At 43.1% G+C, this 2,139-nt stretch carries 3 protein-coding genes; 1 reads left to right on the top strand and 2 read right to left on the bottom strand.

Features of this window, described 5'->3' with window-relative positions; all coding sequences use genetic code 11:
• Nucleotides 1-408 (top strand): energy transducer TonB (locus ACZFYI_RS19525; protein WP_462525795.1); only part of this gene is annotated, 408 nt, incomplete at its 5' end.
• Nucleotides 409-513: 105 nt separating this feature from the next.
• Here the strand turns inward: ACZFYI_RS19525 and ACZFYI_RS19520 are convergent.
• Together ACZFYI_RS19520 and ACZFYI_RS19515 are read right to left on the bottom strand one after the other, a co-directional pair.
• Nucleotides 514-1,881 carry an FAD-binding protein gene (locus tag ACZFYI_RS19520; RefSeq protein ID WP_462525794.1) on the bottom strand — a complete coding sequence of 456 codons (1,368 nt, stop codon included), beginning with the start codon at nucleotides 1,879-1,881 and terminating at the stop codon, nucleotides 514-516.
• Between the two features lie 56 nt (nucleotides 1,882-1,937).
• Nucleotides 1,938-2,139 (bottom strand): hypothetical protein (locus ACZFYI_RS19515; protein ID WP_462525793.1); only part of this gene is annotated, 202 nt, incomplete at its 5' end.

Below are 2,139 nucleotides of genomic sequence, written 5' to 3'. Positions count from 1 at the left end.
TCCTGCAAAAGCTCCAAAGAATCTGCTTTTTCAAAAACCATGGACATCCCAATGGGAGAAATTTCCTCCCAAGAAACATCTGATGAAGTCTTTGATAAAGTGGATGAAACTCCGGAATTTCCAGGAGGGATGGAAGCTTGGGCAAATTTCATGAAAGACAACCTAAAATATCCCAAATTGGCAAAGGATGAGGGAATCGAAGGTACCGTTTACATCAGGTTCATTGTCAACAAGGATGGCTCTATAAGTGATGCTGAGATATTGAGAGGAATCGGAGGAGGATGTGATGAAGAAGCATTGAGGGTTATCAATTCATTTCCAAACTGGAAACCGGGCAAAAAAGACGGAAAGGTTGTCAAAACAAGAATGACATCACCGATCAATTATTCTCTTGGTAAAAAGGGTTAAGCTAATACTTACAATAAAAAGAGGGACCCCATCAAAGGAGTCCCTCTTCTTTTATCACCATGGAAAAGCATAACCTGTCTCAATACAGGATTTAACTTTTAAATATTAAACTCCATAAAGATGTTCATCTAAAAACCCGTTTCGGAATTTTCCTTCAGGATCGTGTTTGGCGAGAAGGGATTTGAATTCTTCCATTTTTGGGTACCGCTCTTGGAGTTTTTGGGAGGAAATGGTAAATAACTTCGCCCAATGCGGTCTTGGACTAAACGGTTCCAACTTGGCTTCCATTTGCGGAAGCAGGGCCATGACTTCGGGAATTTCCTGTTTCCATGTGGTATGGATCGCAATCGAATCCCTTTGGTAGCAGGTACTCATCCAAAGATCGTCTGCCTTGATGCTTCTGATTTCGGAGATGAAAAGGTGAGAGGAGATTTGCTCTGACATTTCCTTCACCGCCATGAGTGCCTCGTAGCCATTTTCCATTGGTACAAAATACTCAGACTGAAGTTCCTTACCGGCACTTGGCTGAAACTCCATCTTGAAATGCGGCAGACGCTCATACCATGGACCGGGAATAGCCAGTTGTTCGGAACAGCTTTCGGCAGACATTTCCTGCACGGGATGCATATGTACTTTGGCTTGCTTTGCTCCAAAAAACTCCTCGGGAAAATCCATTTTTTCGCCTGGGATCAATTTTCTCTTTACCCAGACCTCATTGACATTGTTACTTTTCCAATCCAAAAATAGACTCACACTATAGCCTGCACCCATGATTTCTTGGAAATTGTCTTTGAGCGCTTCCATCGGCATGTCCATATATACCACTTGGGCAACCTCAAATGTAGGAAGCAAATCCAAAGTCACTTTGGTAACAGGCCCAAATCCTCCCAATCCCACTACAGCACCAAAAAAATCAGGATCTGTTTCTTTTGAAAACTGAACCAATTCCCCTTTGGCATTGATAAACTCGATGGCAGCAACGCCTGTAGAAAGGTTGCCATTCCCAACCCCTGAACCATGTGTGGCCGTGGCGATGGTTCCCGCCACAGATATATGCGGTAAAGATGCCAGGTTATGCAGGGCATAGCCATTTTCATGGAGGTAAGCGCAGAGTTCGCCGTATTTGATTCCGCCTTCTACGGTCACTTGGTTTTTCTCTTTGTCCAGGGAGATGATTTTGTTCAGGTTTTGGAAGGAAATCAAATTGTCTTTGCTGTCAGCAATCCTGTTGAAAGAATGTCTCGAACCCAAGACCCTTAGCTTTTCACATTTTTTGACCAATGCCTGAACCTCTTCCACGGTTTTGGGATAATGGACATTGGCAGTGCTGAATTCAAAGTTTTCGGCCCAGTTTTTCAAAAGTTCGGCATTCATGGTTTCTTCAGGTTTTTTGGGGGAGCAGGATATCATCGGTTGGATCAAAACTCCACCAACAAGCAGGGAAGAGTTTTTGAGGAAGGTTCTTTTGTCCATTTTGGGATTTTGGTGAAATGGGAAATTTGATTTGAATCGGAAGTCGGTATTCTTTCTTAATAATTCACTTTTAGCTCTTTTGCTTTGGTCGGCAACCAAACCTGCATTTCGTTTGGTCCGCGGTTGGCCCAAGTATAATAAGGAATGGCTGTAATGCTTTTTTTCTCTGTTTTCACAGTAGACCCATCATCGGAAACAGTCACCACAGGCACATAAGCCTGAATAGCCATTACCTTTTCATTCAAAACCCGATATTCC

The sequence above is a fragment of the Aquiflexum sp. genome (genome assembly GCF_977115555.1).
The sequence above is the reverse complement of the archived record's forward strand: the minus strand, read 5'-3'. Positions and strand labels throughout refer to the sequence as shown.